19 protein-coding genes are annotated in these 25,209 nt (G+C 74.0%); 5 read left to right on the top strand and 14 right to left on the bottom strand.

What is annotated here, in order from left to right; genetic code table 11:
- Nucleotides 1-902: 902 nt before the first annotated feature.
- The 5 genes from ACIRRS_RS15605 to ACIRRS_RS15585 form a co-directional block, all read right to left on the bottom strand.
- The gene (locus tag ACIRRS_RS15605) at nt 903-2,798 is read right to left on the bottom strand and encodes a hypothetical protein (protein WP_402970374.1); all 1,896 of its coding nucleotides are present in this window, start codon (nt 2,796-2,798) and stop codon (nt 903-905) included.
- Between the two features lie 133 nt (nt 2,799-2,931).
- The gene (locus tag ACIRRS_RS15600; protein ID WP_402970371.1) at nt 2,932-4,740 is read right to left on the bottom strand and encodes a GMC oxidoreductase; all 1,809 of its coding nucleotides are present in this window, start codon (nt 4,738-4,740) and stop codon (nt 2,932-2,934) included.
- A 93-nt stretch (nt 4,741-4,833) separates the two neighbouring features.
- Entirely contained in the window at nt 4,834-6,477 is a 1,644-nt protein-coding gene (locus ACIRRS_RS15595) for a succinic semialdehyde dehydrogenase (RefSeq protein ID WP_402970368.1), read from the bottom strand.
- A 92-nt stretch (nt 6,478-6,569) separates the two neighbouring features.
- Nucleotides 6,570-8,318 (bottom strand): protein kinase, encoded by a 1,749-nt coding sequence (locus ACIRRS_RS15590; RefSeq protein WP_402970365.1) that lies wholly within the window; start codon nt 8,316-8,318, stop codon nt 6,570-6,572.
- A gap of 161 nt (nt 8,319-8,479) precedes the next feature.
- A complete protein-coding gene (locus tag ACIRRS_RS15585; RefSeq protein ID WP_402970362.1) occupies nt 8,480-9,562 on the bottom strand; it encodes a protein kinase in 1,083 nt (360 codons plus the stop codon).
- Nucleotides 9,563-9,619: 57 nt separating this feature from the next.
- On the opposite strand from ACIRRS_RS15585, the gene ACIRRS_RS15580 reads away from it, so the two are divergent.
- Entirely contained in the window at nt 9,620-10,162 is a 543-nt protein-coding gene (locus ACIRRS_RS15580; protein WP_402970359.1) for an SHOCT domain-containing protein, read from the top strand.
- Between the two features lie 60 nt (nt 10,163-10,222).
- Here ACIRRS_RS15580 and ACIRRS_RS15575 read toward each other — a convergent pair whose 3' ends face one another.
- Nucleotides 10,223-12,166 carry a serine/threonine-protein kinase gene (locus ACIRRS_RS15575; RefSeq protein ID WP_402970356.1) on the bottom strand — a complete coding sequence of 648 codons (1,944 nt, stop codon included), beginning with the start codon at nt 12,164-12,166 and terminating at the stop codon, nt 10,223-10,225.
- A 240-nt stretch (nt 12,167-12,406) separates the two neighbouring features.
- Between ACIRRS_RS15575 and ACIRRS_RS15570 the strand changes: the two genes are divergently transcribed.
- Nucleotides 12,407-12,970, top strand: coding sequence for a hypothetical protein (locus ACIRRS_RS15570; RefSeq protein ID WP_402970353.1), 564 nt, complete (start codon nt 12,407-12,409; stop codon nt 12,968-12,970).
- 596 nt (nt 12,971-13,566) lie between these two features.
- Here ACIRRS_RS15570 and ACIRRS_RS15565 read toward each other — a convergent pair.
- The 4 genes from ACIRRS_RS15565 to ACIRRS_RS15550 form a co-directional block, all read right to left on the bottom strand.
- On the bottom strand, nt 13,567-14,694 hold the full coding sequence (locus ACIRRS_RS15565; protein WP_402970350.1) for a GuaB3 family IMP dehydrogenase-related protein: 1,128 nt from the start codon (nt 14,692-14,694) through the stop codon (nt 13,567-13,569).
- Between the two features lie 174 nt (nt 14,695-14,868).
- Entirely contained in the window at nt 14,869-16,371 is a 1,503-nt protein-coding gene (guaB, locus tag ACIRRS_RS15560; RefSeq protein ID WP_402970347.1) for an IMP dehydrogenase, read from the bottom strand.
- Between the two features lie 251 nt (nt 16,372-16,622).
- Nucleotides 16,623-17,339 carry an RNA polymerase sigma factor ShbA gene (gene shbA / locus ACIRRS_RS15555; RefSeq protein WP_402970344.1) on the bottom strand — a complete coding sequence of 239 codons (717 nt, stop codon included), beginning with the start codon at nt 17,337-17,339 and terminating at the stop codon, nt 16,623-16,625.
- A 338-nt stretch (nt 17,340-17,677) separates the two neighbouring features.
- Nucleotides 17,678-18,289, bottom strand: a complete 612-nt coding sequence (locus ACIRRS_RS15550; RefSeq protein WP_014136228.1) for a response regulator transcription factor — start codon at nt 18,287-18,289, stop codon at nt 17,678-17,680.
- Between the two features lie 561 nt (nt 18,290-18,850).
- Here ACIRRS_RS15550 and ACIRRS_RS15545 point away from each other — a divergent pair.
- Nucleotides 18,851-19,177, top strand: coding sequence for a WhiB family transcriptional regulator (locus tag ACIRRS_RS15545; RefSeq protein WP_402970341.1), 327 nt, complete (start codon nt 18,851-18,853; stop codon nt 19,175-19,177).
- An 84-nt stretch (nt 19,178-19,261) separates the two neighbouring features.
- Here the strand turns inward: ACIRRS_RS15545 and ACIRRS_RS15540 are convergent, their stop codons facing one another.
- The 3 genes from ACIRRS_RS15540 to groES all read right to left on the bottom strand — a co-directional run bounded on the left by ACIRRS_RS15540 (nt 19,262) and on the right by groES (nt 22,486).
- The gene (locus ACIRRS_RS15540; protein ID WP_402970338.1) at nt 19,262-20,263 is read right to left on the bottom strand and encodes a LysR family transcriptional regulator; all 1,002 of its coding nucleotides are present in this window, start codon (nt 20,261-20,263) and stop codon (nt 19,262-19,264) included.
- 172 nt (nt 20,264-20,435) lie between these two features.
- Nucleotides 20,436-22,064: a chaperonin GroEL gene (gene groL, locus ACIRRS_RS15535; RefSeq protein WP_402970335.1), complete on the bottom strand. Its 1,629-nt coding sequence runs from the start codon at nt 22,062-22,064 to the stop codon at nt 20,436-20,438.
- Nucleotides 22,065-22,180: 116 nt separating this feature from the next.
- Complete coding sequence (gene groES / locus ACIRRS_RS15530) at nt 22,181-22,486, bottom strand: co-chaperone GroES (RefSeq protein WP_014136232.1); 306 nt, start codon at nt 22,484-22,486, stop codon at nt 22,181-22,183.
- A gap of 248 nt (nt 22,487-22,734) precedes the next feature.
- On the opposite strand from groES, the gene ACIRRS_RS15525 reads away from it, so the two are divergent.
- Nucleotides 22,735-23,067: a hypothetical protein gene (locus ACIRRS_RS15525; RefSeq protein ID WP_402970332.1), complete on the top strand. Its 333-nt coding sequence runs from the start codon at nt 22,735-22,737 to the stop codon at nt 23,065-23,067.
- 36 nt (nt 23,068-23,103) lie between these two features.
- Nucleotides 23,104-24,270: a methyltransferase domain-containing protein gene (locus tag ACIRRS_RS15520; protein WP_402970329.1), complete on the top strand. Its 1,167-nt coding sequence runs from the start codon at nt 23,104-23,106 to the stop codon at nt 24,268-24,270.
- Here the strand turns inward: ACIRRS_RS15520 and ACIRRS_RS15515 are convergent, their stop codons facing one another.
- Complete coding sequence (locus ACIRRS_RS15515; protein WP_402970326.1) at nt 24,271-25,185, bottom strand: polysaccharide deacetylase family protein; 915 nt, start codon at nt 25,183-25,185, stop codon at nt 24,271-24,273.
- Between the last annotated feature and the right edge of the window lie 24 nt (nt 25,186-25,209).

Genomic DNA, 25,209 nt, shown 5'->3' with positions numbered 1-25,209 from the left:
CCGCCCCAAGCCCCCGGCCGGGGGCGCCGCCGTGCGGGCTGCAGGACCACGCGTGGAGCTTCACCCCAGTCCACCGGCGCATGTGGCGCCGACGCCCCGGCCCGCCGGGGAGGTCGGCGCCGTGGGACCGTGCGCGGGTGCCGCGGCCGGCCAGCAGGGGACAGCGACCCCGGCCGCGACTGGGCCCAGAGGTGGGACGGCCGGCGCCGGGGACGCCCGGGGCCGACCGTCGCACCCCGGCGCACTCCTGGCGCACGTCCGCGGCCGCCCTTGGCGCCGCTACGCGCGTCCCCGTGCGCCGTGACCGTTCGATCCACTACGCACCGTGATCATCCGTGCCCACCCCCCGGGGCCGTCCGCAGCGCCCGGCGAGGGTCCGGCGAGGACGTCCCGGGTGACCCCGCGGCAAACGAACTGCGGCGAACTGTGCCGAATCGGTTGCAGAGCAAGGCCTCCGTCCAGCACGATGCTGCATGTGAACGGTTCACCCGAAAGGCCGGACGGCCTTCGGAACGACCGGACCGACGCCGTCGCCCACGGAGGCGGACGCCGTCGATCACCTCACGCTCCGTGAGTGGCGGACGGGCGCGAACCGGCGCACCGACCGCCCGCGCGTGAGCGCGCACGCCCCGCGCCCCGGCCACCCACGCCGGAGCCCGCGCAGGGGCCCGAGACCGACCGACACGACGGCGCTCCTCCCCCGGCGCCGTCACCACAGCACCCGGCGCGGCCCTGTCGCCGAGTGCTGAGTGACAAAGGGCCCCGTTCCCCCGCGGGGCCCTTTGCCCTTTTCCCGGACCTCCTCGGACCTCCTCGGACAGCCGCCGCACACGACCGCGCCGGGACCGGTCGCTCGGACCGGCCCCGGCGCGGGGGTGCCGTCGGATCAGGGTGCCGTCGGATCAGGGGTGGTCGCGCCACACCTCCGGGTCGACCGGCTCCTCGGCCGGCCGCGCGGGCGCCGGAACCGGCCCGGGCGCGGGCGCGGGCGCCGGGTCGTGCGAGCCGAGCACGTCCCCGGCCCCGGCCGCCGGAGCGGCCTGCGGCGGCACCGGAGCCGCAGGCGGCTGCGGGGTGACGTCCTGCGCCCCGGCCGCCTGCGCCGGGAACCCGTACGCCGGGGCGGTCGGGTACGGCGCCTGCGGCGGCACCGGCTGCCCGGCGTACGTCGCCCCGGGCCCGTACGGCTCGGCCCCGTGAGGCACGGCCCCGTACGGCTCGGCCCCGTACGGCGCGCCTCCGCCTCGGCCCGCCCCCAGCAGCGGGGGGATCAGCAGCGCGCCGGCCGCCGCCCAGACCGCGCTGGCCAACAGCACGGTCGCGAAGGTCAGGCCGAAGGACATCTCCTGCGAGATCGAGGAGCGCACCGCCGAGGTCCACCCGGTCATGCTCGTCGAGGTGGTCATCGCCACGCCCGCCGCCGCCGTCAGCGCCGTGACCGCCACCGCGTGGATGCCGGCCAGCCGCAACCGGTCCGTCAGGTCCAGCCGCCGCCGGTGCGCCGCCCAGCCGAGCGCGACCGCCGAGACGATCGCCGCCACGCCCGTCCAGCGCCAGTCCGCGCTGAGGTCGCGCAGGTCGAAGAAGGAGTACTCGATGGTGTGCGAGTACGGGTCCCGCCAGGAGCTGGAGCCTCCGCCGCTGCTGCTGACGGCGAAGCCCTGGAGCGTCGCCCCCGAGCCGAAGCCGAGCAGCAGCAGGCCCATGTTGGGCATGAAGGCGAAGGCCGCCACGACCTGCCAGCCGTTGTCGCTGTGGGAGGCGGCCAGGACGAGGCCGGCCACCGAGGCCAGCGCCCAGGTCAGGGCGAGCGCCTGGCCCGCCGTCAGGGCCGCCACCGCCCAGCCGCGCACGGCCCGGCTGCGCCAGGCCGCCCAGCGCAGCGCGTCGGTGCCGTAGACCGCGAAGGCCACCAGGAAGGTGAACAGGGACGCCCAGCCGATCGCCTGCGCCCAGCCGGACTCCGCGAAGACCTCGACCCCGGAGGACTTGGCGGAGCCGAGGGCTCCCGAGCCGTAGCCCCCGGAGCCGAAGCTGCCGTAGATGTCGGGGGTGACGCGGCGGTTCACGGCCGGGGCCCAGGTCGTCCCGGAGACCAGCCCGAGGACCAGCGTCACCGCCGCCGTCACCACGGCGGCGCGCAGCGCCTCCCCGGCGGCCTGGCCCCGGGTCAGCTGCCCGCCGTCGCCCTTGAGGCGGCGCGCGCCGAGGCGCAGGCCGAGCCAGAGCGCGAGCAGCCAGAGCACGGTGACGGTCAGCGGCACGGCCGTGACCTCGTACTCCGCGCTCTCGGTGAGGCCCTGGAGGCCCCGGCTGCCGATCCGCAGCGGCGCGCCGAGCGCGTTGAGGGCCAGGGCGAGCCCGGCGGTGAAGCGGTCGCCGAAGCCGGGCGAGTCGACGCGGCCGCCGTACGCGCCCCCGGCCGTGTTCTCGGTGGGGATCGCGAGGGCCAGCGCCACCAGGAGCAGCAGCGCGGCCGGGGCGACGGCCGCCTTGAGCGCCGGGCGCCAGTCCCCGCCCAGCCAGCGCTGCAGGGGCGAGCGCTCGTACGCGGGCCGGTACGGCTGCCCTGCCCCCCACGGACCCCGGGGCTGCTCGTACGGGCCGTAGCCGGGCGGGGGCGGCGGGTAGCCCGCGCCGGGTGGCGGCGGCGGGTAGCCGGGCGCGCCGGGCGGCGGGGTCCCGTACGGGGGCGCCTGCGGCGGTACGGGCGGCGGCGGGGCGGCGGGCCGACCGCAGGCCGCGCAGACCGGCGCTCCCTCCACCGAAGCCGCGCCGCACCATGCGCAATTGGTCATGGACCGCTTTCCCCCCGCTCGACGAGTCCCTGGTCCCCCCAGGGAGCCCGTTTATCCCACCGGACCAGAACCGATGTCAACCGAGAACGACGGCAGGAGGTTTGGCCTGCCCAGGGCCGTCGCGGCGGGGTTCTCAGGCCTGCTTCGGGGGGACGGTCGGCACCGGGAGGAGCGGCAGTCGCAGGGCTCCGAAGGCGTCCTTCGGCACGGCCGGGTCGAGCGGTTCGACCCCGGCGACGCGCCGGTACTCCTCGCCCTGCGCGGGGCGCGGATCGGCCTCGCCCTTGTTGGGCCACATCGACAGGGCGCGCTCGGCCTGCGCGGTGATCGTCAGCGAGGGGTTGACCCCGAGGTTGGCGGAGACGGCGGAGCCGTCCACCACGCTGATCCCGGGGTGGCCGTACAGCCGGTGGTACGGGTCGACGACGCCGGTCTCCGGGGAGTCGCCGATCGCGCAGCCGCCGAGGAAGTGGGCGGTCATCGGGATGTCGAAGATCTCGCCGACGGTGCTGCCGGGGAAGCCGTTGATCTCGTCGGCCAGCGCCTGGGCGCCCTTCTCGGCGGCCGGGATCCAGGTGGGGTTGGGCTCGCCGTGGCCCTGGGCGGAGGTGAGCCGGGGCTTGCCGAGCGGGCCCTTCTTGAGCGAGACGGTGATGGAGTTGTCCAGGGACTGCATCACCAGGCCGATGATCGTCTTCTCGGACCACCGGTGCTGGTTCATCGAGCGTGCGAACGTCACCGGGTGCAGCGCCGAGTTGCCCAGGTAGCGCAGCCAGCGCGGCGCCCGGCCGCCGCCGCGGACCTGGGCGATCGACAGCGCGCCCATCGCGTTGGAGCCCTTGCCGTAGCGGACCGGCTCGATGTGGGTGTTGGCGTCCGGGTGGATCGAGGAGGTGATCGCGACGCCCTTGGTGAAGTCCGCCTTCGTCCCGTAGCGGCGGTCGGTGGTCTGGGCGCCGACCAGGGCCTCGGAGTTGGTGCGGGTCAGCTCGCCGAGCCGGGCCGAGATCCGGGGCAGGTGGCCGGCGTCGCGCATCCGGTGCAGCAGCGACTGGGTGCCGTAGGTGCCGGCCGCGACGACGACCCTGGCCGCGGTGATCGTCCGCGCTCCGGCCTTGACCCGGTCGGTCTTCGAACGCGAGTCGGTGCGGCGCACGTCCACGGCGTAGCCCTGATTCCCGTGGGCGCCGTCGAACTCCCTGATCCGGGCCACGGTGGTCAGCGGGTGGATCTCGGCGCCGCCCTTCTCGGCCAGGTACAGGTAGTTCTCGGTGAGCATGTTCTTGGCGCCGTGCCGGCAGCCCGTCATGCACTCCCCGCACTCCACGCAGGCCTTGCGGGCCGGGCCCGCGCCGCCGAAGTACGGGTCCGCGACCTCGCCGCCGGGGGCCGCCTTCGCCTCCCCGTCGCTGTCCTCGCCGTCCCCGAAGAACACCCCGACCGGCGCCGGGTGGAAGGTGTCGCCGACGCCCATCGTCTCGGCGGCCGCCTTGAGGTGGACGTCGGAGGGGGTGAGCGTCGGGTTGAGCCGGACGCCGAGCATCCGCTGCGCCTGGTCGTAGAAGGGCGCCAACTCCTCCTGCCAGTCGGTGATGTGGCGCCACTGGCGGTCCTCGAAGAACGCCTTCGGCGGCACGTACAGGGTGTTGGCGTAGTTCAGCGAGCCGCCGCCGACCCCGGCGCCGGCCAGGATCAGCACGTTGGCCAGCAGGTGGATGCGCTGGATGCCGTACAGGCCCAGCTTGGGCGCCCACAGGTAGTTCTGCAGGTCCCAGGAGTCGCGCGGCAGTTCGCCGCGCTCGAAGCGGCGGCCGGCCTCCAGGACGGCGACCCGGTACCCCTTCTCGGTCAGCCGCAGGGCGGCCACCGAACCGCCGAAGCCCGAGCCGACCACGACCACGTCGTAGTCGAACTCCGCCGCCGCACCGCCGGACTCCACCATCTGCCCTGCCCCTTCGAGGTCGTACCTGCCTGCCGCGGGCGCGCGCACCGCCCCGCGTGAGAGCCCTCTGCCCGGCAAGCCCGGACGGCGGCCCTACGTGAAGCGCAGCGCCTTGAGCACCCGCAGCCCGCTGGTCATCACGGCGGCGAACTTCTCGTCGTCCAGCCCGAAGGCGGGCGCGATCGGCATCAGCCGCTGGGTCGCGATGGTCTGCGCCTCGGTGAAGCGCAGGATGCCCTCGGCGCCGTGGCGCCGGCCGAGCCCGGAGTCGCCCATGCCGCCCATCGGCGCGCCGACCGAGCCGTAGGTGGCCGCGTACGCCTCGTTGACGTTGACGGTGCCGGTGCGCAGCCGCGCCGCGACCGACCGGCCGCGCCGCAGGTCCCGCGTCCAGACGCTGGAGTTCAGGCCGTACGGCGTGGAGTTGGCGGCGGCCACCGCCTCGTCCTCGGTGTCGAAGCGGTAGACGGAGACCACCGGGCCGAAGGTCTCCTCGGCGCAGACGGCCATCTCCGGGGTGACCCCGTCGAGGATGGTCGGCTCGAAGAAGTACGGGCCGAGGTCGGGCCGGGCCCGGCCGCCCGCGAGGACGGTGGCACCGGCCTTGACGGCCTCCTCCACGTGCCGGGTGGTGGTGTCCAACTGCCGTACGGAGACCAGCGATCCCATGTCGGCGCCGTACGCGAGCCCGCCGCCCAGGCGCAGCGCCCGGGTGCGGGCGGCGAAGCGCTCGAGGAAGTCGTCGGCCACCGAGCGGTGCACCAGCAGCCGCTCGATGGAGATGCACAGCTGCCCGGCGGAGGAGAAGCAGGCCCGGACGGCACCGGCGGCGGCCGCGTCCAGGTCGGCGTCGGAGAGCACCAGCATGGCGTTCTTGCCGCCGAGTTCGAGCGAGGCGCCGACCAGCCGGGCGGCGGCGCGCTGGGCGACGTCGCGGCCGGTGCGGGTGGAGCCGGTGAAGGAGACATAGTCGGCGTGCTCGACCACGGCCGGGCCGACCACCGGACCGTCGCCGATCACGATCTGCCACAGGTCGGCCGGCAGCCCGGCCTCGATCAGCAGCTCGCGGGCCCACAGCGCGGTCAGCGCCGTCTGGGTGTCGGGCTTGTTGACGACGGCGTTGCCGGCCACGAAGGCGGGCAGGGCGTCGCCGACGGACAGCTCCAGCGGGTAGTTCCACGGCGAGATGTGGCCGATCACGCCCTTGGGGCGGCGGGCCTCGACGGCGTGGGTGAGCACGGGCAGCGCGCCGCCGCGCCGCTTGTCCCGGAGGTAGCCGTGCGCGGCGCGCCCGTAGTGCCGGGCGGCCATGGCGACGGCCAGCACCTCCTCGAAGGCGTGCAGCCGGGCCTTGCCGGTCTCCGCCTGGACGAGGTCGAGCACCTCGTCCTGGCGCTTGAGCAGCAGGTCGTGGAAGCGCAGCAGCACGGCGGCCCGGCGGCGCACCGGCAGCGCGGCCCAGGCCGGCTGGGCGCGGCGGGCCAGCTCGTAGGCCACCTCGACGTCCGCCGTGCTGGACTGCGGCAGGCCCGCCAGGCGCTCGCCGGTCAGCGGGGCGAGGGTCTCCACCAGGTCCGGCTCGCCGGTGGCGGTGATCCCGGCGGCCAGCCTGGCGACGAGGGACGGCGGGACGGCCGCGGTGACGGTGCGGCCTCCGCCCGGGGCGGCCGGATTGCCGCCCGCGGGGGCGGTGCCGGGCTGTTCGGGGGCCGCTGCGTCTGCTGAGAGGTCCGACATACGGCGCAGCCTAGGCGCTCGGGATCCGGTTCGGTACCCATGGGTAACAAGAATCTGCCGCAGTCGGGGCGAACCCGGCGAACGGGCCGTGCTCAGCGCGTCGCGGTGAACCCGTTGAGCACGATGGTGAACCGCTGGTACGCCTCGTTCCACTCGTTGCCCTTGTCCGGGCTGGAGGAGTAGATCGCGTAGCCCGTGCCGTGCTCGTCGATGAACTCGGCCTCGATCGCGCGCCGGCGCCCGCCCTCCTTGGCGAGGTAGCTGAACTCCCAGACGGCGGCCTCGTGCCCGTGCACGCCCGCGCTCGCCAGCCGGTGCTGCTTGTAGTCCTTGAGGGACTTGGAGACGTCCGCCTCCAGTTGCTTCATGTGCTCCATCGGCTTGACCGACTGCCCGACGGTGACGGCGAACTGCAGGTAGTGGACCCTGTTGTCCGGGGTGTAGAAGATCTGGTTGCCGTCCGGCGAGGTGGCCCGCGCCCAGGTCGGGGTCGCAGTCGGCAGCGGGAAGCGGAACCCGGCCGGGTCGTCCGCCCAGCGGTAGCCGCTCGGCAGGGTCTCCAGCGGGCCCGGGGAGGTGGTCGGGTCCGGCCGGTCGACGGCCGTGGTGGGGACGGGGTCGGCGAGGCCCGGTCCGTCCGCGTGCCGGGTGAGGAGGTAGGTGGCTCCGGCGGCCAGGACTCCCACGGCCAGCCCGATCGCGGCGAGCTTCAGCGCGTTGCGGCGCCGGGCCGGTCCGCGCGCGGGCGCGATGGGGTGAACCACCGGCGCGACGGGCGCGGTGTGCGCCTGCGCCGAGGCGAGTGCGCCCCCGTCGGTGTCCGCGACGGTCGGTACGGCGGGCGGCCGCTGCTCCGTCGTCCCCTCCTCCGCCGAGGCCGAGGCCGAGGCCGAGGGCTCCGACGCCTCCGGGCGCTCGCCCCGGTCCACCACCGGCACCGACTGGGTGGGCATGCGCATCGGCGCCCCCGACGGCCCGAGCGTCTTGAGGCCCAGGGTGTGCCCGGCCCGCACCTCGGCCAGCATCCGCGCCGCCTCGTCGGCGGAGGGCCGGTCCTCCGGGGCCTTGGCCATCAGCGCGGCCAGGACGGGCCCCAGCGGCCCGGCCCGGCGCGACTCCGGCAGCGGCTCGTCGACGACGGCGGCCAGCGTGGTGATCGGCGAGTCCCGGCGGAACGGCGAGCGGCCCTCGACCGCCGCCCACAGCGTCGCCCCCAGGCCCCACAGGTCGGAGGCCGGACCGGGCCGCTCGCCCTGGGCGCGCTCGGGCGCCAGGTAGTCCGGGGAGCCGACCAGGTCCCCCGGTCTGGTCAGCTCGGTCGAGCCCTCGTACGTCGCGATGCCGAAGTCCAGCAGCACCACCCGCCCGGTGCCGCGCTCCAGCAGCACGTTGGCCGGCTTCACGTCCCGGTGCAGCACGCCCAGTTGGTGGCCCCGGTGCAGCGCGGCGAGCACCTGGCTGCCGACATCGGCGGCGGCGCGCGGCTGCAGGGTGCCGTCCTGGCTGATCACGTCGGCCAGCGAGCGGCCGTCGACCAGCTCCATCACGATCCAGGGCCGGCCGTCCTGCTCCAGGACGTCGTGCACGGTGATCACACCGGGGTGCTTGATCCGGGCGGCCGCGCTGGCCTCGCGCTTCATCCGCGCGTGCAGGATCTGGAGCTCCTCCTCGGGCAGGTGGTTGACCGTCAGCTCCTTGACCGCGACCTCGCGGTCCAGCATCCGGTCCCAGGCCCGCCAGACCGTACCCATCCCGCCCCGGCCGAGCCGGTCGCCGAGCTCGTACCGTCCGGCCAGCAGCCGCTCCGCCTCGACCGCCTCCGGCCGGTCCTGCACGCCCATCGGCGACCACGCCCCCTCTCATCCGCCTGTCGTCACCAGGACGGGGAGGTCCGGTGCAGACCACTGTTCGAACAGGTCCCCCGCACACATTAGGCGTACCTTGCCGGGCCGGGTAATCACGTCCACGGCCCGAACCCCCCGAACGGCTCACGCCCGGGCCGTCAGCCTGCGAACATCACCACCGCGGCCACCGCCAGCCCCAGCAGCACGAACACTCCCCCCACCAGCAGCGGCCCCAGGAGGGCCGCCGGTATCCGGGGCGGCCGCGGCTCCCGCCCGCCGCCCTCCGCCGGAGCCCGTCCCGGCCCCCGCCCGCGCGGGCGCACCGGCACCGGGGGCGCGGGCCGCTTGAGCACCACGTCCCTCGGCGGCCCCTCCCCGTCCGCCGGCTCCGGCGCCCCCGCCAGCAGCGCCGCCAACTCCCTCTGCACGTCCTCGGCCCCCGGCCGCCGCCCCGGGTCGGGCTGCAGCAGCCGCTCGACCAGCGGCGCCAGCGGCCCGCACACGGCGGCCGGCTCGCGCCGCCCGTCCCGTACGGCCGTCACCAGCTCCGGGATCCCGCCCTCCGGAAACGGCGAGCGGCCGGTGACCATCCGCTGCACCAGCACCCCGAGCGCCCAGCAGTCCCCCGCCGGGCCGCCGTCCAGCGGCCAGCGCTCGGCCACCGGGCCGACCAGCGCGGCCCGCACGTCGTAGCGCCGCCGCCCGCCCGGGCCGCCGAGGTCCTCGGCCATCGCCTCCTCGGCGACCCCGGACAGCAGCCCGCCGAGCATCGCCGCACCGTCCTCGCAGACCAGCACCGTCTCGGCGGTGAGGTTCCCGTGGCTCAGCCCGGCCTCGTGCAGCGCGCGCAGCGCCCCGGCCAGGTCCGCCGCCAACTCGGCCGCCCGGTACGGCGGTACGGGCCCGGCGGAGAGCAGTTCCGCGAGCGTGCGCCCGGCCGGGCGCTCCTCCACCGTCCACAGCAGCTCGCCCTCGGCGAAGGCCCCGACCCCGCGCAGCAGCCGGGGGTGCCAGGTCGGCGCCACCGAACCCGCCTTCGCGACCCGGCGCACCAGCCGGTCGGCCTGCTCGGGCGCCGGATCGTCCAGGACCTGAGCGGTGGTCAGCAGCGCGGGCAGCTCCAGCGCACGCATCAGCACCGACTCGCCCGTCCCCTCGTCCACCGCGAGGGCGCGCAGCGGCTCGGGACGGTCCGTCACCTGGTACCGCCCCGCCAACAACTGCCCGGCGCCGCCTCGCATGCCAGTTCCTCTCGCTCACCGAGCAGCCTACTGAGCGGTTCCTCTACGCTCGATCCCATGGACTGGACCGATCTGATCGACACCGCCTTCAGCGTCGCCGGAAACAACAGCCAAGCCAACCGGACGGAGGCCGTCCGTACGGTCGAGGCGGCCGTCATCGACGGCGAACTGCCGGTCGCCTCCACCGCCGGGCGCCACCCCGACCACTTCCGCAAGGGCGTGCTGCTGCTCACCACCCACCGGCTGCTCTTCCTGAAGGACGGAAAACCGCCGGTCCCGGTTCCGCTTCCGGCCGTCACCGACGCCACCGTCACCCGCACCAAGCTCAACGGCGACGTGCTGACGGTCGTCGCGATCACCGGCTCGCACCGCTTCGAGGACGTGGTCAAGGCCGACGTCTTCGCCGAGCAGGTCCGCACGACCGCCGGCCGCGCCCGCACCGCCCCGGCCCCGGCTCCCGCCCCGGCCGACGCCGCACCCGCCGAACTCTCGGCCGGCGAGCAACTCATCGGCCAACTGGAGCGGTTGGCCGCCCTGCGCGCCTCCGGGGCCCTCACCGAGGAGGAGTTCACCCGGGCCAAGCAGCGCCTCATCGGCTGAGGCACCCCAGCCCCCGGGCGCGTCGCGGGAGTTCGCGGCGCGCCCTCGCCGTACGACGTGCTACGGCGCGGGCTGGAAGCTGGCGAACACCGTGTCCCGGGCCGGGGCCTGGGCGGCCCACTGCGCGTCCGGGACGATCCAGTAGATCGAGTAGCCGTACTTGGCCGGGTTCCCCGTGACGAAGCCCCGGTTGAGCGAGTGCGTCTTCGGTGTCCCGTTGGTCCACTCCCAGTCCGCCGCGTTCGTCCAGTCCCGGTACGTGACCGCGGCCAGGTTCAGCCGCTGGTAGTTGGTGACCTGCCCGCGCACGCCGGACTCGGAGTCCTGCCAGTCGGCGAGGGCGCTCGCGCCCGGCGAGGTCGTCCACTCGATCCGCAGCTGGCTGCCGTCCGTCGCGTTCTTGAAGATCCGCCGGTTGGCGTTCGAGTCGGAGGGCTGCAGCCAGTCCGGCAGGAGGACGGAGAAGCCGCTCGGGTCCTTGTACTCGTGGAACCCGGCGGGCACGGCCGGCGCCTGGGGCTGCGGCTGCGCCGCCGGGGGCGCGGCGGGGGGCGGCGCGGCCTCCGTTCCGGTGCCGGGCGGCGGCGTGGTCGCCGGCGTGGCCGCCGGGGGCGGCGGCGTCGCGGCGGGCTCGCCCACCGGGGTCGTCGCGGCCGCCTCGGGCCCGGGCGTGCCCGTCGTCGTCGCGACCACCGCCGGGCTCGCCCCGGCGCCGTCCGTGCTCCCGTCGTCCCCGCCGTCGTTGCCGACCGCCCGGACGACCGCGACCACCCCGGCGATCAGCAGCAGCACGAGCACCACGGTGACCACCGCCAGCCGCCGCCGGCCCTTGCGCGGGTCCGCACCGGCCGCCTGCGTCGCGCCCGTGTTCCACGCGCTGGTCACCGGCTGGATCGGATCGGCCCCCGGCTCCGCCGCCTCGGGCTCCGCAGGCTCCGCGGGCTCGACGGCCTCGGCCGCCGGCTCGGCGTCCTTCGCCCTGCTGCCCACCCGGACGGTCCCCAACAGCCCGCCCACACCGCGCCGCCGCTCCGGAGCGGCCTTCGCGTCCTTCTCCTTCTCCTCGGCGGACTCGGCGGACTCGACGGCCTCGACGGGCGCGACGGGCGCGACGGCCTCGGCCGCCGCCACCGGCACGGCCGACTCCGTCGTCGACTCCGCCTTGGCGGTGGCCTCCGCGACCACCCGCTTGAGCATCGACCGGGTCTGCGAGGCGTCCAGCCGCTCGGCCGGGTCCTTCTCCAGCAGCCCCTCGATCACCGGCCGCAGCGGCCCCGCGTTCTCCGGCGCGGTCAGCTCCTCCGTCATCACCGCCGTGAGCGTGGCCAGCGCCGAGCCCCGGTCGTACGGCGGGCGCCCCTCGACCATCGCGTACAGCGTCCCGCCCAGCGACCACAGGTCGGCCGGCGGCCCGGGCTTCTGCCCGCGCGCCCGCTCCGGGGATATGTACGAGGGCGCGCCGACCAGCATCCCGGTGGAGGTGACGGACGCGTCCCCCTCCACGCTGGCGATGCCGAAGTCCGTGAGCACGACCCGGCCGTCCTCGCCGATCAGCACGTTGGAGGGCTTCACGTCCCGGTGCAGGATGCCCAGCGCGTGCGCGGCGGTCAGCACCCCGAGCACGTCCAGCGCGATCTCGGCGGCCCGGGCGGGCGCCAGCGGCCCGTCCTCGCGGACGACGTCGGCCAGGGAGCGGGACTCGACCAGCTCCATGACGATCCACGGCCGGTCGTCCTCCTCGACCACGTCGAAGACGGTCACCGCCGAGGCGTGCCGGATGCGCGCGGTCGCCTTGGCCTCGCGCAGCGTCCGGACGATGAGGCGGTGCTTCTCCTCCTCGTCGACGCTGGCGTTCATCCGCAGTTCCTTGACCGCGACGGTCCGGCCCAGCATCTCGTCCTCGGCGCGCCAGACGGTGCCCATACCGCCGCGCCCGAGCACCCCGTTCAGCCGGTAGCGGCCCGCCAGGAGGCGGCCGCCGGTGGAACCCTGCGCCTGGGTCATTCGGAACGTTCCCCCATGTGCTGCTGGCGGTCGTGGTGACGGCGCGTCGGCCCGACGCCCAAGCCTCCATCATCCCCTGTCCCCGCCGGTCGAGACCACCCACCCCCCGAACCGGGCCGGGACGAACCACCGCGCTCGCGGCGTTCCGTGCCCGATCTGTGATCGAAAACTCGCCGGGAACTGCCCGACGCGCTGCTACCGTTCGGCAGCTCATCGTCTTTCCGGGGGGATCGGACTTCCATGACCGCACCCATACCGGGCGCTGACGGCCAGTCGGCCCGGCCGCTCACCGCCCAGCACTACTCGGTGGCGGCCGCCCAGGCCTCCCCCGAGGGGTACGTCGCCCCCGGAATGCCCGGCGCCCCCGTCACCGGGTACGACCCGGTTTCCCCCACAGGCCCGGCCGCTCCACGCCGCCGCCTCACCCTCGCGATCGGCTCCGCCCTGCTCGCCGCCCTCCTCGGCGGACTGGCGTACGGCTTCGCCCCGCTGCGCGCCGCCGACAGCCTCGGCTGGTTCGCCATCGCCCTGGCCGGCCTGGTCGCCCTCCCCCTCGGCCGCCTCGGCGGCCCCGCCCGCTTACTCCCGCCCCTCGGCGCCCTGCTGGCCGCCTCCTCCCTCCTCCTCGGCCAACTCACCCAGCACCTCCGCCAGATCCACGCCGACGGCCCCGGCCCCCGCGGCCTCCTCCGCGACACCCTCACCGCCTGGCACACCACCCTCCGCCCCCTCGACGCCGCGTTCTACGCCATCGCCCTCATCGGCGGCCACCTCCTCACCCACCGCACCACCCCCCACCCCTGACTGGCCCCACCCACGCAGAAAGTCGGCCGGTCCGACTTCCCACGCAACCAACGCGCTCCTTCGGGCGGCATCCGTATCCGCCACCTCCGCGCCGGAGCGGCCCCTTCCCCCAGCGCCGCCCTCGCCCTCAGACGCCGGAGCGCCCAGCTACAGCCGCCACTCCGGCCCGCCGCGCAGGAAGTCGGCGCGCCCGACTTCCCATGCAGCAAAAGCGCTCCCCCGGCGGCACCCGTATCCGCCACCTCCGCGCCGGAGCAGTTCCCTTTCCCCTGCGCCCCCACGCCCCCAGGCGCTGGAGCGCCCGCCACCGCTCCGTCCCACAGCGCAGAAAGTCGGCAGGCCCGACTTCCTGCGCGCGCCCCACCATTCCCCGGGGCCAACGGCTGCCCGCAGGCCTCAGCGCGCGCTCCCCCGCGCCACGCGGTCACCCGTCCGCCCCGCTGCGGGCGCCTCCCCCCGCCGCCCATCGGGCGCCCCACCCACCCATCACCCCCCCAGCACAGGAAGTCGGCCCCGCCGACTTCCCACGCACCCCCGGACACGCCGGAGGCCCCCGCCGTGAACGGCGGGGGCCTCCGTGCGGGCTAGCGCAGCGCTCAGCGGTGGTTGAGGGCCGGGTTGACCGTCACCTCGACGCGCTGGAACTCCTTGAGCTCCGTGTACCCGGTGGTCGCCATCGCCCGGCGCAGCGCGCCGAAGAGGTTCATGGTGCCATCAGGGGTGTGCGACGGCCCGGTGAGGATCTCCTCCGTGGTGCCGACCGTGCCGAGGTCCACCCGCTTGCCGCGCGGCAGCTCGTCGTGCACGGCCTCCATGCCCCAGTGGAAGCCCTTGCCCGGGGCGTCCGTCGCCCGGGCCAGCGCCGCGCCGATCATCACCGCGTCCGCGCCGCAGGCGACGGCCTTCGGGATGTCGCCGCTGTAGCCCACGCCGCCGTCCGCGATCACGTGCACGTAGCGGCCGCCGGACTCGTCCATGTAGTCGCGCCGCGCCGCCGCCACGTCCGCGACGGCCGTGGCCATCGGCACCTGGATGCCCAGGACGTTGCGGGTGGTGTGCGCCGCGCCGCCGCCGAAGCCGACGAGGACGCCGGCCGCGCCGGTCCGCATCAGGTGCAGCGCGGCGGTGTACGTGGCGCAGCCGCCGACGATCACCGGGACGTCGAGCTCGTAGATGAACTGCTTGAGGTTGAGCGGCTCGGCGGCGCTGGAGACGTGCTCGGCCGAGACGGTGGTGCCGCGGATGACGAAGACGTCGACGCCCGCGTCCACGACGGCCTTGGAGAACTCGGCGGTGCGCTGCGGCGACAGGGCGGCGGCGGTGACGACGCCGGAGTCGCGCACCTCCTGGATGCGCTGCTTGATCAGCTCGGCGCGGATCGGCGCCGCGTAGATCTCCTGGAGGCGGCGGGTCGCGGTGGCCGCGTCGGAGATCTGGGCGATCTCGTCGAGCAGCGGCTGCGGGTCCTCGTAGCGGGTCCAGAGGCCTTCGAGGTTCAGGACGCCGAGACCGCCGAGCCGACCGATGGCGATGGCCTGCTGCGGCGAGACCACGCTGTCCATCGGGGCCGCGAGGAACGGCAGCTCGAAGCGGTAGGCGTCGATCTGCCAGGCGATCGAGACCTCCTTCGGGTCCCGCGTACGACGGCTGGGGACGACGGCGATGTCGTCGAAGGAGTACGCCCGGCGGCCGCGCTTGCCTCGCCCGATCTCGATCTCAGTCACTTCGTTCGAGCCCTTCTGATGTGTTGCTGTGCTCGCCGGGTCACCCCGGCCGCACCCCAGTATCCCGTACGCACGACACGGCCGCCCGAACGGCCCGGCCCCCGGACACGCCGGTCCCGGCCCCCGGACGCGCGGAAGGGCCCGCCGGAGCGGGCCCTTCTCGCCGGCGGTGCGTCAGCGCGTCGAGTAGTTCGGCGCCTCGACGGTCATCTGGATGTCGTGCGGGTGGCTCTCCTTGAGACCCGCCGAGGTGATCCGGACGAACCGGCCCTTGCTCTCCATCTCGGCGATGGTGGCGGCGCCCACGTAGCCCATGGTCTGGCGCAGGCCGCCGACGAGCTGGTGCAGCACGGCGGACAGCGGGCCGCGGTACGGCACCTGGCCCTCGATGCCCTCGGGCACGAGCTTGTCGTCCGAGGCGACCTCGGCCTGGAAGTAGCGGTCCTTGGAGTACGAGCGGCCCTGGCCGCGCGACTGCATGGCGCCCAGCGAGCCCATGCCCCGGTAGGACTTGAACTGCTTGCCGTTGATGAACATCAGCTCGCCCGGGGACTCCTCGCAGCCGGCCAGCAGCGAGCCGAGCATCACGGTGTCGGCGCCGGCGGCCAGCGCCTTGCCGATGTCGCCCGAGTACTGGAGGCCGCCGTCGCCGATGACCGGCACGCCGGCGGCCTGGCAGGCCACCGCGGCCTCGTAGATGGCGGTGATCTGCGGAACGCCGATGCCGGCGACGACGCGGGTGGTGCAGATGGAGCCGGGGCCGACGCCGACCTTGACGCCGTCCACGCCGGCGTCGATCAGCGCCTGGGCGCCGTCCCGGGTGGCGACGTTGCCGCCGACGACGTCGATCTTGACGGCCGACTTGATCTTCCCGATCCAGGCCAGCGCGTTGTGGCTGTGCCCGTGCGAGGTGTCGACGACGAGGAAGTCCGCGCCGGCCTCGACCAGGGCCTGGGCCCGGTCGAACGCCTCGGCGCTGGCGCCCACGGCGGCGCCGACCAGCAGCCGGCCCTCGGCGTCCTTGGCGGCGTTCGGGTACTGCTCGGCCTTGACGAAGTCCTTGACGGTGATGAGGCCCTTGATCCGGCCCTCGTCGTCGACCAGCGGCAGCTTCTCGATCTTGTGGCGGCGCAGGAGCGCCATCGCGTCCTCGCCCGAGATGCCGACCTTGCCGGTGATCAGCGGCATCGGGGTCATGATCTCGCGGACCCGGCGGCTGCGGTCCGACTCGAAGGCCATGTCACGGTTGGTGACGATGCCGAGCAGCTTGCCCGACTCGTCGGCGATCGGGACGCCGGAGATGCGGAACTTGGCACAGAGCGCGTCGGCCTCGGCGAGCGTGGTGTCCGGGCCGACGGTGATCGGGTCGGTGACCATGCCGGACTCGGAGCGCTTCACCAGGTCGACCTGGTTGGCCTGGTCCTCGACCGACAGGTTGCGGTGCAGCACGCCGACGCCGCCCTGGCGGGCCATGGCGATGGCCATCCGGGCCTCGGTGACCTTGTCCATCGCCGCGGACAGCAGCGGGATGTTGACGCGGACGTTGCGGGAGACCCGCGAGGAGGTGTCGACCTCGTTCGGCAGCACCGCGGAGGCCCCGGGCAGCAGCAGGACGTCGTCGAACGTGAGCCCGAGCATCGCGAACTTCTCGGGTACGCCTGCGGCGTTGTAAGACATTTGGGGGGTACCTTCCGTGGCCGGCCTTGATCCGCTCACGCCCGAGGGTGGGGGCGCGCTCATCGCTCACTCGCGCAGACCGCCGAAAGCCGGGTGGTTTGGAGGAACCTCCAGGGGAATCCCGTCCACACCCGCGAATCTTTGGCGACCCGCCCAGGCGCCGATACCCCATGGTACTGGCACCGCGAATGGGTCCTCGTGTGCCCTTGACAACAACCGACCCCCGTGAGCCATTCCGGATCACGGGGCGGCTAGGAGGACTCCTCGGCGAGCGCCCGCAGCCGGCTCAGCGCCCGGTGCTGCGCCACCCGGACGGCGCCGGGCGACATCCCGAGCACCTCGCCGGTCTCCTCGGCGGACAGCCCGGCGGCCACCCGCAGCAGCACCAGTTCGCGCTGCCGGGCCGGCAGGTTGGAGAGCAGTTCCTTCGCCCAGGCCGCGTCGCTGCTCAGCAGCGCCTGCTCCTCCGGGCCGAGCGCCTCGTCCGGCACCTCCGGCAGGTCGTCCTGCGGCACGACGGTGGAGCCGGGCCCGCGCATCGCGGCCCGCTGCAGGTCGGCGATCTTGTGCGCGGCGATCCCGTAGACGAAGGCCTCGAACGGCCGCCCCTGGTCCTTGTACCGGGGCAGCGCGCACAGCACCGCGACGCACACCTCCTGCGCCACGTCGTCCACGTGGTGCCGGGCCCCGCCGGGCAGCCTGGTCAGCTTCGCCCGGCAGTACCGCAGGGCGAGAGGGTGGACGTAGGCGAGGAGCGCGTCGATCGCCGGGCCCTCGCCGCGGACGGCGGCCGCGACCAGCTCGACCACCAGCGGCGAGCCGCCGGAGCCGATCACCGGCGGACGGCTGGGGCCGACGGTCGCCGGAGCCTCACCCGGGTCCGCGTACGACGGATCGTGACCCGGCCCCGAGGGCTCCCCCTCCACCGCGTCCGCCTGGCCGGCCACGCCGGCGACGTCGTCGCGCATCGGTCCATGGTGCCTGGTCGACCGGGAAAACGCGGCACCGCGTCCGGAGTTGTGCACCGGAACGTTATGCGCTGCGGCCCCGTACGGCGCCGCGCCGCGCACCACCGGCCCCTCCTGCACCGTGCCGCCTCCCGCCCCGCCGTCGTGGGCGGCCTTGTCCGTCGCGCCGTCCGCCGAGTGTCCTGCGGCTGCGTGGTTCGCCGCAGTGCCTGTCCGCTGGTCCCCGAGGTGCTCCACTCCTCCATGGTGCAACCTCGGGGCCGTGACGTCACACGCCCGTGCGGTACCCGCACCGGGAATCGACGGCGGCGCGCCGCATCCGGCGGCGCCGGCGGCGGTCAGCGGACCAGGCCCCACCGGAAGCCCAGCGCCACCGCGTGCGCGCGGTCCGAGGCCCCGAGCTTCTTGAACAGCCGTCGGGCATGGGTCTTGACGGTGTCCTCGGAGAGGAACAGCTCGCGGCCGATCTCGGCGTTGCTGCGGCCGTGGCTCATGCCTTCGAGCACCTGGATCTCACGCGCCGTCAGGGTCGGTGCCGCGCCCATGTCGGGGCTGCGCAGCCGACGCGGGGCGAGCCGCCACGTCGGGTCGGCGAGGGCCTGGGTGACGGTGGCCCGCAGTTCGGCGCGCGAGGCGTCCTTGTGCAGGTACCCGCGGGCGCCGGCGGCCACCGCGAGCGCCACGCCGTCGAGGTCCTCCGCGACGGTGAGCATGATGATCCGCGCGCCCGGGTCGGCGGACAGCAGCCGTCGAACCGTCTCCACCCCGCCGAGGCCGGGCATCCGGACGTCCATCAGGACGAGATCGGAGCGGTCGGCCACCCAGCGGCGCAGGACCTCCTCCCCGTTCGTCGCGGTGGTGACCCGGTCGACGCCGGGTACGGTCGCGACGGCGCGGCGAAGCGCCTCGCGGGCGAGCGGGGAATCGTCGCAAACGAGAACGGAAGTCATGACCGTCGTCCTCCGCAGCTGATCCGCGTCACGTTGAGCCTCCTGGCTGGTACGAACCTCTCCGACACGGCCGATCGGCGTCGGACTCCGTCCTGATCGCCCCGACTGACCGCGATCGTTCCCGACGTCCGGCGCCCGCTAACCGCCTCCGCACTTCCAACGACCGTCACTCGAATGAGTTACGGCCTTCAGGGCCATCTCCACCACTGTACGTGGCCAACCCATTACCGATCAGCCGCATCGCGGTGCACACGCCGCACTTTTCCGCAGCTCGCGCGCGGTGGGCGTGCGACCCGCACACCCATGCGGAGCGTCGTGCGCCGGTCGGCCACCCGATTGCCACGCCCGCGCCCGGCGAAACCCTTGCCCCCTTTGCCCGTTTTTATAGCTTTCGTATGGTCATTGACTGTTGTGCCAGTCTGTGGGTGACTTGTCCATGGAGTTGCCTTAAGTCATATTTCCAGGTGTCCACACCGGTACATCAACGGCCCACCGTGCCGCCCGGCGGCAACCCCGCCGAGCGTCCGGTCCGGGCGGAAGAGCCTCTGAAGGGAATGAGCCATGGCAGATTTCTCCCGCCTCCCCGGCCCCAACGCGGACCTCTGGGACTGGCAGCTCTCGGCGGCCTGCCGCGGCGTGGACAGCTCGCTCTTCTTCCACCCCGAGGGCGAGCGCGGGGCGGCGCGCAGTTCGCGCGAGGCCAGCGCCAAGGAGGTCTGCATGCGCTGCCCGGTGATCGCCGAGTGCGCGGCGCACGCGCTGGCGGTCCGTGAGCCGTACGGGGTCTGGGGCGGGATGACCGAGGACGAGCGCGAGGAGATGCTGGGCCGCTCGCGGCACCGGCTGGTGGAGGTCCCGCTGACCCCGCCGGCGATCGCCCAGCGTTAGCACCGGCCGTCACGTCGCGCCGTGAAGAAACGTTCCTTCGCGGCGCCGCAGGACCCGAACGGCCCCAAAGCCCGCCGCCGACCGTCAGCGGTCGGCCGCCGCCCCCGCCAGCCGCTCCAGCATCAGCGCCACCGCCGGGACCTCGGCGAGGTCCGGCAGGGTCAGCGCCACCACCCGACGCACCGCGGGAGCCCCCGAGGCCGTCCGCACCGGCACCGTCGACACGCCGTCAGGACGCACCGACTGCAGCGCCAGCCGGGGCAGCACCGCCACCCCCAGACCGGCCGCCACCAGGCCGACCACCGCCGGGTAGTCGTCGGTCGCGAAGTCGATCCGGGGCTCGAAGCCCGCTCCGGCACACAGCTCCACCAGGTGCCCCCGGCACTGCGGGCAGCCGGCGATCCACTGCTCCCCCGCCAGCTCGGCCAGCTCCACCGGCCCCTCGCGCCCGGCCAGCGGGTGCCCGGCGGGCAGCAGGCCCACCAGCGGGTCGTCCAGCAGCGGGGTGACCACCAGGTCGGACCAGTCGGTCCCGGCGCTGAGCTGCTGCGCCTCCAGATTGGCCTCGGCCCGCGCCTCGCGCGGCGTGCCGTGCCCGGCGGACGGTGCCGGGGCCGCCACCCCGTCCGACTGCGGGTAGCGGAAGGCCAGCGCGATCTCGCACTCCCCGCCGCGCAGCATCGCCAGCGACTCCGGCGGCTCCGCCTCGACCAGCGACACCCGCACCCCCGGGTGGCCGTCCCGCAACCGGGCGACGGCCGGCGGCACCAGGGTGGAGCTGGCGGTCGGAAAGGAGACCAGCCGCACCCGCCCGGCCCGCAGCCCGGCGATCGCGGCCACCTCCTCCTCGGCGGCCGAGAGCCCCGCCAGGATGCCGGTGGCGTGCTTGAGCAGGACCTTCCCGGCCTCGCTGAGCTGCATCCCCCGGCCCGAGCGGACCACCAGCGGGGTGTCCACCGACTTCTCCAGGGCCTTCATCTGCTGGCTGATGGCAGGCTGCGTGCACCCCAGCTCGCGGGCGGCGGCGGAGAAGGAGCCGGTGCGGGCGACGGCACGCAGAACGCGCAGATGGCGGGCCTCGATCATGCCTCAGTTATAAGGCAATCTTTGCTGAGAGCAAAATTCCTCTGATAGTTGAGGCTTCAAACGGATCGTACCGGGAAACGCCGGAGGCCCGGCCGCGCCCCTCGCGGGGAGCGGACCGGGCCTCCGGTCAGCCGTTCAGGTCATCAGACCGTCAGACCTTCAGCTCATGGCCTCAGTGGGAGTGGCCGTGGCCGCCGTGCGAGTGGCCGGCCTCCGGCTCCTCCTCCTTCTTCTCCACCACGAGGGTCTCGGTGGTGAGCAGCAGGGAGGCGATCGAGGCGGCGTTCTCCAGGGCGGAGCGGGTGACCTTGACCGGGTCGATGACGCCGGCCTTCACCAGGTCGCCGTACTCGCCGGTGGCGGCGTTGTAGCCGAAGCCCGCCTCCAGCTCGGCGACCTTGTGGGTGATGACGTAGCCCTCGAGGCCGGCGTTCTGGGCGATCCAGCGCAGCGGCTCGTGCAGCGCCTTGCGGACGACGGAGACACCGGTGGCCTCGTCACCCGACAGGCCCAGGCCGCCGTCCAGCACCTTGGCGGCGTGGACGAGGGAGGCGCCGCCACCGGCGACGATGCCCTCCTCGACCGCGGCGCGGGTCGCCGAGATGGCGTCCTCCAGGCGGTGCTTGCGCTCCTTGAGCTCCACCTCGGTGGCGGCGCCGACCTTGATGACGCAGACGCCGCCGGCCAGCTTGGCCAGGCGCTCCTGCAGCTTCTCGCGGTCCCAGTCCGAGTCGGTCGCGGCGATCTCGCCCTTGATCTGGGCGACGCGGCCGGCGACGGCCTCGGTGTCACCGGCGCCGTCGACGACGGTGGTCTCGTCCTTGGTGATGGTCACGCGGCGGGCGGTGCCCAGCACGTCCAGGCCGACCTGGTCGAGCTTGAGGCCGACCTCCTCGGAGATGACCTGGCCACCGGTCAGGACGGCCAGGTCGCCGAGGATCGCCTTGCGGCGGTCGCCGAAGCCCGGGGCCTTGACGGCGACGGCGTTGAAGGTGCCGCGGATCTTGTTCACGACCAGGGTCGACAGCGCCTCGCCGTCGACGTCCTCGGCGATGATCAGCAGCGGCTTGGAGGCACCGCCCTGCAGGATCTTCTCCAGCAGCGGCAGCAGCTCCTGGATGGAGGAGATCTTGCCCTGGTTGATCAGGATGTACGGGTCCTCGAGGACCGCTTCCTGACGCTCGGCGTCCGTGACGAAGTACGGCGACAGGTAGCCCTTGTCGAACTGCATGCCCTCGGTGAAGTCCAGCTCCACGCCGAAGGTGTTCGACTCCTCGACGGTGATGACACCGTCCTTGCCGACCTTGTCGATCGCCTCGGCGATCAGCTCGCCGACCTGGGTGTCCTGCGCGGAGAGGGACGCGACGGCGGCGACGTCGTCCTTGCCCTCGATCTCGCGGGCGACGGACAGCAGGTGCTCGGAGACGGCGGCGACGGCCTTGTCGATGCCCTTCTTCAGGGCGGCCGGGCCGGCACCGGCGGCGACGTTGCGCAGACCCTCGTTGACCAGGGCCTGGGCCAGCACGGTGGCGGTGGTGGTGCCGTCGCCCGCGACGTCGTTGGTCTTGGTGGCGACCTCCTTGACGAGCTGCGCGCCAAGGTTCTCGTACGGGTCGTCGAGCTCGACCTCACGGGCGATGGTCACGCCGTCGTTGGTGATGGTCGGGGCGCCGAACTTCTTGTCGATGACGACGTTGCGGCCCTTGGGGCCGATGGTCACCTTGACGGTGTCGGCCAGCTTGTTGACACCGCGCTCCAGCGAGCGGCGGGCGTCCTCGTCGAACTGCAGGATCTTCGCCATGTTCCCTATTCCCTCGGGGCTGCGGCCGGTTCGGGGCCGCCGAACTAGGTGGACCAACGACCACGCCCCGGGCCCCTGTCACTAGGGACACGGATCCGGGGCGGGGGTGGGACGTCTTACTTCTCGATGATCGCGAGGACGTCGCGGGCCGAGAGGACGAGGTACTCCTCGCCCTGGTACTTGACCTCGGTGCCGCCGTACTTCGAGTACAGGACGATGTCACCCACGGCGACGTCGAGCGGCAGACGCTGGCCGTCCTCGAAGCGGCCCGGGCCGACAGCCAGGACGACGCCCTCCTGGGGCTTCTCCTTGGCGGTGTCCGGGATCACCAGGCCGGAGGCCGTGGTGGTCTCGGCGTCGAGCGGCTGGACCACAATGCGGTCCTCGAGCGGCTTGATGGCAACCTTGCTGCTGGTGGTCACGTCCGAGCTCCCCTTCGGAGATTACGGGGTTTTCTAACGGGTAGGGGCGAACCTGCGTGCCTGCCGTCGCGGGGGTCAGACACACGTCTTCGCATTAGCACTCCCCCAGTGGGGAGTGCCAAGGACGACCATAGGCCGGTGTTAGCACTCAGTCAACCAGAGTGCCAACGACGCGCCCCCGGAACCCGCTCCCCGGTTGAGTAGCCGTACTCATGTGCGGCCGCCGCACCCGCGGCCAGACTCGTGCCATGACCGACACCCCGGCCCGCATCGGCCCGTCCCGGTTGAAGGACGCCTCCCTCTCCCTGCTGTCGCTGCCCCTGCTGGGGGCCGTGCTCCCGTTCGCCGTCTTCTCCCTCGTCTGCGCCCTCGGCTCCGGCCCCGGCCACGGGGACGACGGCGACGGCCTCATGTGGGCCTTCCTCGGGTACGGGATGATCGCCGGCCCGCTCGTCGCCCTGGTGGTGGACATCGTCGTCGCCGTGCGCAGCCACCGCACCGGCTACCGCCTCCTCCCCGTCGCCGCCGGGATCGCACCCTTCGTCGCCCCGGCCCTGCTCTCCACCGGCGTCCTGTGGTGACCACGCCCTCGCCCCGGAACCCGCGAGAATGAGCCCGTGGACACCGAGAACCTCCTGCCCCTCCTGACCCCCCGGGGCCAGGCCCTGCTCGCCGAGCTGCGCGAGTTCGCGCCCGAGGAGGAGCTGGCGCTCGCCACCCGGCTGCGGCGCGAGCACCCGGCGGAGCTGGTGTCCGCCGCCTTCGGGCAGGCCCGGCTGCGGCAGCGGGCGCGGGCGAAGTTCGGGGCGGACGCCGACCTGATGTACTTCACGCCCAACGGCGTCGAGCAGTCCACCCGGCGCGAGGTCGCCGAGTGGCGGGCCCGCCGCTTCACCGAGCTGGGCGTACGGCGCCTCGCGGACCTCTGCTGCGGCATCGGCGGGGACGTGCTGGCGCTGGCCCGGGCGGGCATCCAGGTGCTGGCCGTCGACAAGGACCCGGCCGCCTGCGCCGCCACCGCCGCGAACGCCGCCGCGCTGGGCCTGGCCGACCTGGTCGAGGTGGTCTGCGCGGACGTCGCCGAGGTGGACGTCACCGGCTACGACGCGGTGTTCACCGACCCGGCCCGGCGCACCGCGCGCGGCCGGGTGTTCGACCCGGAGGCGTACGCCCCGCCGCTCTCCTGGGCGATCGAGGCCGGCCGCCGCACCCCCGTCGGCGCGCTCAAGGTCGCCCCCGGCATCCCCCACGAGGCCGTCCCCGAGGACGCCGAGGCCGAGTGGGTCTCCGACCACGGGGACGTCAAGGAGGCCGTGCTCTGGTTCGGCACCAAGGCCTCCAGCCCCCACCGCGCCACCCTGCTGCCCCAGGGCGCCACCCTCACCGGCGGCGACCTGCCCGACCCGCCGGCCGGCCCGGTCGGGCGGTACCTGTACGAGCCGGACGGCGCGGTGATCCGGGCCCACCTGGTCGCCGAGGTCGCCGGGATGGTCGAGGGCCGGCTGATCGACCCGAAGATCGCCTACGTCACCTCGGACCGGCTGGTCCCCACCCCGTACGCGCACGCCTTCGAGCTGACCGACGTGCTGCCGTACAACGTCAAGAGGCTCAAGGCCCTGCTGCGCGAGCGCGGCGTCGGCACGGTGGTGATCAAGAAGCGCGGGATGGCGATCACCCCGGAGGAGCTGCGCCGCCTGCTCAAGCCCTCCGGGCCGAACGCCGTCACGGTGATCCTCAGCCGCACCGACAACGGGCCGCTGATGATGCTCGGTCAGCCGGTGTAGCTACGAGGGCGCCTGGATGTAGTCCTCCAGCCGCGCCACCGAGAAGCCCTGCTCCTGGATGCGGGCCAGCAGCTCGCCGAACATCTGCGTCATCGTGGAGCCCTTGAGCTCCTTGGGGCCGCGGAAGTGCGCCAGGATGATGTCGCCGTTCTTCAGCTTGTCCCCCGACTGGTACTGCATGTCGTGGATCTGCATCGACTCGCGCCACAGCACGACCGCGCGCGGGCCGCACTGCTGCACCGCGCTGTTGAGCGTCGGTGTGTTGGCGCCGTCGCCGAACGGCGGGCGGAACAGCAGCGGGGCGGTGCCGTAGTGCTCGGCGAGCGCGGACTGCGCGTCGCAGACCTCGGACTTCTGCTTCTCCGGCGAGATCTTGCTCATCACCGGGTGGTCCACGGTGTGGTTCTGGACGTGGTTGCCCAGCGCCTGGAGGGGCTTGAAGTAGCCGTAGTCGTTCTTGACGATGTCCCGGGTCAGGAACATCGAGATCGGCACCTTGAGGTCGGTCAGCATCTCGACGAACTTCGGGTCCTTCTCGGCCCCGTCGTCGATGGTGATGAAGACGACCTTGTCGCTGGTCTTCACGTCGCTGAACACCGGGACGGGGCCGGACTTCTCCAGCTTGATCGGCTTGTCGGCGGGCGGCGCGGGCGCCGGGGCGAGCGGCTTGAGGTTCCATTTCGCCCAGGCCGCGGCGTCGGCCCCGCCCGGGGCGGCGCCCGGCGTGGTCGCGGCGCCGGTCGGCGCGGCGGTGCCGGCGGGCTGGGGCGCCGCCGCCCCCGCGGAGGTCGCGGCCGGGGCCTTGCCGCCGTCGCCGCCCCCGCTGCCGCACGCGGTGGCGAGGGCCATCAGGGCCACCGCCCCCGCCGCGTACGCCCTGGTCCTGCCCAGCCCGTTCCTGCCGTCCCTGTTCACCCGCACCGCGCTCCCGGCTCCGTC

Source organism: Kitasatospora sp. NPDC101183 (genome assembly GCF_044767945.1).
GTDB lineage: Bacteria > Actinomycetota > Actinomycetes > Streptomycetales > Streptomycetaceae > Kitasatospora.
Note: the sequence above shows the minus strand (reverse complement) of the source record. Positions and strands in the feature narration are given on the sequence as shown.

What these genes read in the sequence shown, in the direction of transcription:
- ACIRRS_RS15585 (WP_402970362.1), bottom strand. Translation starts at nt 9,562, where the DNA reads ATGCGAGGCGGCGCCGGGCAGTTGTTGGCGGGGCGGTACCAGGTGACG.
- ACIRRS_RS15575 (WP_402970356.1), bottom strand. Translation starts at nt 12,166, where the DNA reads ATGACCCAGGCGCAGGGTTCCACCGGCGGCCGCCTCCTGGCGGGCCGC.
- ACIRRS_RS15550 (WP_014136228.1), bottom strand. Translation starts at nt 18,289, where the DNA reads ATGACTTCCGTTCTCGTTTGCGACGATTCCCCGCTCGCCCGCGAGGCG.
- ACIRRS_RS15590 (WP_402970365.1), bottom strand. Translation starts at nt 8,318, where the DNA reads ATGGGCGTGCAGGACCGGCCGGAGGCGGTCGAGGCGGAGCGGCTGCTG.
- ACIRRS_RS15540 (WP_402970338.1), bottom strand. Translation starts at nt 20,263, where the DNA reads ATGATCGAGGCCCGCCATCTGCGCGTTCTGCGTGCCGTCGCCCGCACC.
- ACIRRS_RS15600 (WP_402970371.1), bottom strand. Translation starts at nt 4,740, where the DNA reads ATGGTGGAGTCCGGCGGTGCGGCGGCGGAGTTCGACTACGACGTGGTC.
- ACIRRS_RS15570 (WP_402970353.1), top strand. Translation starts at nt 12,407, where the DNA reads ATGACCGCACCCATACCGGGCGCTGACGGCCAGTCGGCCCGGCCGCTC.
- ACIRRS_RS15595 (WP_402970368.1), bottom strand. Translation starts at nt 6,477, where the DNA reads ATGTCGGACCTCTCAGCAGACGCAGCGGCCCCCGAACAGCCCGGCACC.
- ACIRRS_RS15545 (WP_402970341.1), top strand. Translation starts at nt 18,851, where the DNA reads ATGGCAGATTTCTCCCGCCTCCCCGGCCCCAACGCGGACCTCTGGGAC.
- ACIRRS_RS15605 (WP_402970374.1), bottom strand. Translation starts at nt 2,798, where the DNA reads ATGACCAATTGCGCATGGTGCGGCGCGGCTTCGGTGGAGGGAGCGCCG.
- ACIRRS_RS15580 (WP_402970359.1), top strand. Translation starts at nt 9,620, where the DNA reads ATGGACTGGACCGATCTGATCGACACCGCCTTCAGCGTCGCCGGAAAC.
- guaB (WP_402970347.1), bottom strand. Translation starts at nt 16,371, where the DNA reads ATGTCTTACAACGCCGCAGGCGTACCCGAGAAGTTCGCGATGCTCGGG.
- shbA (WP_402970344.1), bottom strand. Translation starts at nt 17,339, where the DNA reads ATGCGCGACGACGTCGCCGGCGTGGCCGGCCAGGCGGACGCGGTGGAG.
- ACIRRS_RS15525 (WP_402970332.1), top strand. Translation starts at nt 22,735, where the DNA reads ATGACCGACACCCCGGCCCGCATCGGCCCGTCCCGGTTGAAGGACGCC.
- groL (WP_402970335.1), bottom strand. Translation starts at nt 22,064, where the DNA reads ATGGCGAAGATCCTGCAGTTCGACGAGGACGCCCGCCGCTCGCTGGAG.